5 protein-coding genes are annotated in these 7,211 nt (G+C 54.7%); 2 read left to right on the plus strand and 3 right to left on the minus strand.

Going from position 1 to position 7,211, the window contains the following annotated elements; all coding sequences use genetic code 11:
• Positions 1–493: 493 nt before the first annotated feature.
• Entirely contained in the window at positions 494–1,579 is a 1,086-nt protein-coding gene (locus VKV29_RS04145) for a metalloregulator ArsR/SmtB family transcription factor (RefSeq protein ID WP_324200040.1), read from the minus strand.
• 253 nt (positions 1,580–1,832) lie between these two features.
• Entirely contained in the window at positions 1,833–2,078 is a 246-nt protein-coding gene (locus VKV29_RS04150; RefSeq protein ID WP_324200041.1) for a hypothetical protein, read from the minus strand.
• 329 nt (positions 2,079–2,407) lie between these two features.
• On the opposite strand from VKV29_RS04150, the gene VKV29_RS04155 reads away from it, so the two are divergent.
• Together VKV29_RS04155 and VKV29_RS04160 are read left to right on the plus strand one after the other, a co-directional pair.
• Positions 2,408–3,784, plus strand: a complete 1,377-nt coding sequence (locus VKV29_RS04155) for a DUF1800 domain-containing protein (RefSeq protein ID WP_324200042.1) — start codon at positions 2,408–2,410, stop codon at positions 3,782–3,784.
• Positions 3,785–3,862: 78 nt separating this feature from the next.
• Entirely contained in the window at positions 3,863–5,161 is a 1,299-nt protein-coding gene (locus VKV29_RS04160; RefSeq protein ID WP_324200043.1) for a DUF1501 domain-containing protein, read from the plus strand.
• Between the two features lie 121 nt (positions 5,162–5,282).
• Here the strand turns inward: VKV29_RS04160 and VKV29_RS04165 are convergent, their stop codons facing one another.
• Complete coding sequence (locus VKV29_RS04165) at positions 5,283–6,296, minus strand: alpha/beta hydrolase family protein (protein ID WP_324200044.1); 1,014 nt, start codon at positions 6,294–6,296, stop codon at positions 5,283–5,285.
• Between the last annotated feature and the right edge of the window lie 915 nt (positions 6,297–7,211).

Here is a 7,211-nt window from a genome sequence, read left to right on the forward strand (position 1 = left end):
GAGATAGTCGGCAAAGGTCCCTTCCCACGCCAATTCGCGTTCATGGGCACGTTGTTCAGACATCCTTTTCAGGAAGTCGGTGGTGCTTGTGCCTGTCATCTTCATACAGCCTCCTGCTGTCTGCCTTACAGTATGCAAACGTACTATTTTGGTTTTCGTGATGAATTGTTCTGTTTCGATTTGAGGGCAATTACCCCTTAAAGCGAAAAGCCCCATCGGTGCGAGTACCCGCACGCCGAAGGGACTAGATTGTCAAAACGACCTTGTTATTTCGAGCCTCTGCTCTTTGATAAAGGCCTTTTCAGTCCTCCTCAAGGGATTATATCATAATCCTCGATAAGTGGGCGAGGAGGTTACCCTTACAACTATTATGGGTTTTTGGCCTTTAGATCAATATACGTTCTCATTGAGATGCGCTGCGCCCAAAATCAACGGAGCGACGGTTCTTCTGACTGCCTATTTACCCAATTTGTTCAAACGCCAACGTTCTGTACTAATTAGTACTTGCCGAGGGAGGGGTAAAGGTTCCCGAAGGTCTATCGGATGCGTCGTTGCCGTCGAAAGGTTCCTCTTTCTCCTCATAACATCCTTTTGGCCAGCGGGCACGGATGTACTCTAAAAAACGCGAGAGGGTAGGGGCCGTTAGAAAACCTTCCTCATGCGGAACGCGCTCGGGGTGGTCGTCAATATAGTGGCCGCCTACGGCGATAAGGAACGAATGATGTTGGCGCAGCTCTTTGAGGTGTTGCAGTAGGCGCTGAGCCTCCTCCCACTGCTCCTGCATGGCGACGGAGACAACCACAAGGTTCGGTTTGGCCGAACGCACGATCTCCACGAAACTGGGGGTGGGAACGTTTGCCCCTAAAAAGAGGGTCTCCCATCCGAGGGCATGCAGGCCATCGGCGATCATACGTAGGCCGAGCTGATGCCAATTCCCCGCAACGCAGCCCAACACGGCGCGGCATCCCACAAGAGCGATGGGGGTATAGAATTGGGCGATCCGAGCCATAAGCCGCTCGACGATGGCCGAGGCAAGATGTTCGTGTGCTTCATCGGTAAGCCCCTGTTGGTACATTTCACCGATCGCTTGTAAGCAAAACTGAAAGATTTCCTCATAGATAAAGGGCATTGCGACGCCTTGGGCGAGCATGGAGTTAATGAGGATGACTGCAGTGGATTCATCTCCTCGCAAGAGCGCATCGAGGAGGGTTTGGCGCCACGAGGCGACTTGCTCTGGCGAAGACGCATTCATAGCGGAGGCATCGGGAGAGGAGTTTGGAACAGGGGTTTGGAGGGCTGGGGTTGAGGAGGCGGCGATCTCATGCATACGCAGAAGCACATCGGCGAAGGGCATGGCGAGGGAGTAGTAGACAAATCGGCCCACACGTTCCGCCCGTACAAGGCCTTGTTGGCGCATCTTTGCCAAATGGTTAGACACATTCGGTTGTTTCAAGCCGGTTGCCTGCACAAGCTCTGTCACCGTGCGGCGCCCAAACTGAAGGCTCTCTAGAATGGCGCGGCGTGAAGGTTCGGCCAAGGCTCTAGAGAGAGCGTCGGGGGTTCGTTCCCCTCGCATCATGTTCTCCATGTAATCAGGATGTCCGTGGCAGGCCCTCTTGTTTTCTTGCTTGGATTAAAATAATCTTACGTAATATTGTGCCTGCGTCTAGCGCTCATTATGGCGCACGCTTGAGAAAGTGTCAACACACGCAAAAAAATGGCCCTCGTGGTGAGCGAGGGCATAGAGCAATGCCAGAAGGCCTAGGAACCAATCCATACCTAGAAGCGCACAAAGGCTGCCGAACCTGATTCGTCCGATGCTGCAAAACCTTTTAGGCTTCGATATCCAGCCTAGATGCCGTTTCGGATGCCGTGGTTGGGCTGTAGGGCGACGTATCGCCTGTCGTTGCCGACGGTGGGAAGAGAGCCCGCCGTATTTGTGCAATGCGCGCCGAAAGCTGTTGTTCGAGTTGCTGCCCAAGCGCCTGTTCACGCGCCATCGCATCGGCCTTAAGAGGTTTGGCGTCCGATGGATTCGGCCAGAAGAATCCACCTTGTGTATAGGGCTGTATAGACATCGTTTAGGGTCTCCTTTTTACAGGAACTCTAGGACATACCGTTTGTTTTGAGGCTCTCGATGTCTCTTGCTCGCCCTTGCTTCGAGATTCCCATGTTGTCCTACGCTTCGGGGCGTAGGCCGGCGCTGTCCTAATTCTATTGTCGCACAGACTTTTGGAGTGCGCAATGGAAGTTTTACCGGTTTCTCTGCTACCTAAAGGAAAAATCGTTAGAACTTTTTGCTTGCCTCTACGTCTGAAAGATCATCAACGTGGCGAGAAATTGCCGAAAAGCGTTGAATCTATCTCATTCATAGCGCCAGTCTTTCGGGGCTGATGGGAGACGAAATATGAGTGCAGAGGTACATTCGCAAGATTATCAGAGAATGGCGCATCTGTTGCGCCGAGCGGGTTTCGGAGCCGACCGCGAAACGGTGCTCGGCTGCTTGAAAGAGGGTTTTGACGCCACCATACACAAGCTCGTCCACTACGACGAGGTGCTTGGCCCCGATACCTTCGAGGCCATGGAGGATCGACAGCTTAACGACATTCTTGCCCAAAACAACATCGCCGACCTGCAGATATGGTGGCTCAACCGCATGGTGCAGACGGATAGGCCCTTGCAGGAGAAGATGACCCTGTTTTGGCACGGGCACTTCGCGACGGCCTATTCCAAGGTAAATTCGGCACGGTTGATGTTTCAGCAGAACCAGCTTTTCCGTCGCAATGCCGTGGGCAACTTTCATGACCTCACCCTAGCCGTGTCGAAAGACCCTGCGATGATCTGGTATCTCGATAACAACACCAATCGTAAGGGGCACCCCAATGAAAACTATGCGCGCGAGTTGATGGAGCTGTTCACGCTAGGCATCGGCCACTACACGGAGCAGGACGTGCGTGAGAGCGGTAGGGCCTTTACCGGTTGGACGTTCAACCGCCTTACGGGCGAGTATGTGTTTCTCCCCCGTCAGCATGACGACGGCATAAAGACCTTCCTTGGACAAACGGGCAACTTCAACGGGGACGACATCGTGAACATCATCATGCAGCAACCCTCCTGTGCCCCCTTCATCTGCACCAAACTATTTAAGTTCTTCATTCACGAGAACCCGACGCCGGAGGAGGTAAGGCCCTTCGCGGAGATTTTTCGCAAATCCAACTACGAGATCAAGCCCGTTCTTGAAGCCATGTTCCGCTCACCGGTTTTCTATTCGGAAAAGGCCATGTGGAGCAAGGTCAAAAGCCCCACCGACTTCGTGGTCAGCGCCGTGCGTGCCACAGGGGCGCAAGTTCCTGTGCGGTTTCTCCCGGCGGCCATGCGGGCAATGAACCAGGAGCTGTTCAACCCGCCGAGCGTGAAAGGATGGGATGGAGGGCTTACCTGGATCAACACCACCACTTTAATGGCGCGGTTCAACTTTGCCATGCAGCTTGCCCGTCTGAACGAGGAGAACCAGCCCTTGTTGGCCAGTCTGGAGCAACAGATCGCCGAGAACCGGCTGCGCGATGCGGAGGCCATTGTGGACTATCTGGCCGAGCGCGTGCTCCATCGTCCGGTAATGGAGAAGACCCGCGATATTCTGGTGAACTACATGAACACCGATCGAACGGGCACGTACCAGCCGTTTACCATCACGGATACGGGGCGCATTCCCCCGGCCAAGCTTATGAAAGTTCATGGTCTGCTTCACCTAATTCTGCTGACTCCGGAGTACCAACTAGTTTAAAGTGAAGGAGAATTTGACGCGAAAGAAGCCATCGTTGCCTTAAGGGCGAACCGATGGAACGAGCGAGGAGATAAAGCTATGCGAACGACACGTCGTGAATTTATTCGGAACGGTTTAACCTTCCTTTCGTTTGGGATGATGGCTCCTAGCAGCCTGGTGCGCGCAGCTGCCGAGCTGACAGATGAAAACGGTCGCTCGAAGGCAGGGACGGGAAACATTCTGGTGGTGCTGCAGATGTTTGGAGGCAATGACGGGCTAAACACGCTGATTCCCTACACGAACCCTCTGTACTATCAGAACCGCCCCACCATAGGCATCCCGAAAGAGCAGGTGTTGCCCATCTCCAACTCTGTTGGGCTGCATCCCTCCATGTCGGCTTTACAGCAGCTTTTTGAAAAAGGGCATGTTGCGGTTGTGCAAGGCGTGGGCTATCCCAATCCTAATTTCTCTCACTTCCGCAGCCAAGAGATATGGCAGACCGCCGACCCGGTGTCAACGGTGGTTCGAGAGGGATGGTTGGGACGTTACTTCGATGACGACGGGCACCTTAGAGAGAATCCGTTAGCGGGCATCAACATCGGAGGGGAGCTGCCCCGAGCCCTCTACAGCGACTTCGGTTCCGTTGTCTCCATGCAGAACCCCAACGCTTTTCAATTGCAGACGATCGCTCCTGCCGAGCACAACGCCGAGATCGCCGCTTTTACCGCCCTCTATTCGCAGGGCACCATGGCCAACAGCACCGACGACCTAGTACGCAAGCTGGGCCTAGAGGCCTACACCTGTAGCGAACGCATTCGCAAAGCGCTTCAGGCCGAGGCGAACCAGCAGGATGATGAGCCGGGCAGCCCAACAGGCCGCACACTGGATGCCCCAAGTTATGTGGGGCGGACGGGGCAGATGTCGCCACTTGCCCGCAACCTGCATACCATCGCACAGTTGATTAAAGCCGACCTCGGCACCAAGATATTCTATGTGTCAACCGGTGGCTTTGATACACATGCCAATCAGTTCCCCACACAAGCCCGACTGCTGCAAGACCTCTCCGACTCGCTTGCAGCTTTCTACGCCGAATTAGAGCAGATAGGGGTGGCCGACCGGGTAACGTTGGTGACCTTCTCCGAGTTCGGGCGCAGGGTGCAGGAGAATGCGTCCGGCGGAACGGATCACGGTGCAGGCAGCTGCCTGTTTGTGATGGGTGGGGCCGTGCGAGGTGGCTTCTATGGCGAGTATCCACCGCTTGACGACCTCTATCTCGGCAACCTGAAATTCAATGTGGACTTCCGTCAGGTCTACGCCACGCTACTCGACAAGTGGCTTGGCGTCTCCTCCCAGAAGATACTGAACGGAAGCTTCACCAACCTGCCATTGTTTGCCTAAAGCGTAACGGGGCCAACGGAAGCTCAGGAGGCTCAGGTAGACATCCCTACTTGAGCCTCTTGGTTTTGCTAATGGTATCATTCCCCAGACATGTTCGCAGAGACGAGCTATTGGCTCTGAATCACAAGTGCGTTTCAAGCCATTGAAGTGTCTCTTCCCACATTGCCGGTGTCCACTCGTGGCCGACGTTAGAGTAAACCAGGCTACGATAGTGTGTTGGTTGGGAATACAGGGCGTATATCGGTTCAACAGCCGCATTGATCGCCTCAACACCGGATACAGGCGTGCCTCGATCGTGTTCGCCGTTCAGGAGCAGCAACGGTCTTGGGGCACATAGTGCGACAACGGCTTCGGTGTCGAAATGGCGAAGGAAGTTGGGTACGAAAAAGTAGATACCGTGGCTGACCAAGGCGCCTGCTTGAATAAGGTCTTGGTAGCGGGTAAGGCAGGCGATGCCGATGCCGCACCGTACACGCTCATCCAAGGCCATATGCCACCACGCACGGGTGCTGCCCATGCTCATGCCCATGGTGGCGACGCGTTGACCGTCCACTTCGGGGCGCGTAAGCAGGTAGTCGAGGGCAAGCTGCTCATCTCGAAGCATCATGCCCCACAAGGTGCGTCCGTACCAAAGGTTCAGTTTTGCCCATGAGGCCTCTTCTTGCCCTCCTCGTTCCTCCGGTCCGTCTGGGCCGGTGCCGGCACGTTCCCCAAAGCCATAGGCATCTATGGCCAGAACCACGTAGCCGCGCGATACAAGCTCTTGGGCGATCAAGATTCCTCGGCTGCCTTGCCGCCAAAGTTGCTCTTTCCCCACATCGTACTCGCCTCCGTGCCAATGAAGATATTGGATGGCGGGTACCGGTCGGTCTTGCCGTTGTGGCAGGAGGAGGTATCCGGTCACGATGGCGCCCGCGCCTCCAAGTGGGTCGCCGTTATGGAAGCGGAAGTGTTCAAAGGGAATGCCTTCGCGCTGCCCACGTTCGAGCAACTCGACTTCAGGTGTAGTCTTCGGAGGGAGATCGCCTAGAAGCGAGAGAAGCGTTTGCCTTATTCTCTGGCGTTGGGCTTGCCATTCTGTTAGCGTTGTAGGACGGGAGAGGGGAGGCACGTAGGGAAGGTTGCGATTCGTCATCCTTTTCCTCCATTCAAGTTTAGGGATTACGCCCAACGATTTCGAGAAACTTTTTTATGTTTCCTGCCATCAAGCCCCCACTCTCCTCAAGGGTTACCCTACAGCCATTGCCCTTACCTATCAAAGCACACGCACTTGTCCTCAGAACTAGTGGGAAGTGAAACGCAAGATTTCTCGCCTTCGGCTCGAAATGACAGGCGTATCACTGGCTCTTCAAGGCCGATGCCTACAGCCCCCACCCCTCCGCCCCTCCCCCAACTTGGGAGAGGGGAGACCAACAAGCTAACTTGCGGTTTTCTTTGCTAAGCTTCCCTGTGGAAACTAAACGCGATAGCCCCCTTTCTCCCTAATAGGGGGAAAGGACGGGATAGGGGGCGAACGACGTTGGCTTGCTCTACAAACTGCCTGTAGAACCGTGAGATTGGCAGTCTCTGCTGCTCCGACGCCCTTCCCCTAAGCGGCCTGTTTCCCTCCCTTTATCGCCTAACTCTCTGGCCGATGCTTTGCCGTGCGCTAGCACCTCCCGAATCGGGGGAAAGGAGGGGATAGGGGGCGAGCAAGATAGGCTTGCTCCGCAAACTGCCTCTAGAACACTCCCTCACTTGTCTATTCGCCCCTTACCCTCATCTATAACACCTTCACTATCTTGCCCCTTACTTACTACCCTCCTACAAAAAATTTTTTCCTAACACCCATAAAACTACTTGACAAACTCCCTAACCCTGTGTTATCCTGTTATTGTCTGAACCCGCTCACCCATCGAGCACAGACCATACAACCGCATACCTTACTTCGGCCATTCTGAGGCTCCTGAGCAGACCCCTCCTCCTTCGAGAGGCCTCCCCAGTCCTCTTGGCATAGACCAAACCTAAATAAAGGAGACACCTTCAGTGGCTAAGAACAGAAAACAACGCA

The organism is Chthonomonas sp., assembly GCF_035294165.1.
Classification (GTDB): Bacteria; Armatimonadota; Chthonomonadetes; order Chthonomonadales; family Chthonomonadaceae; genus Chthonomonas.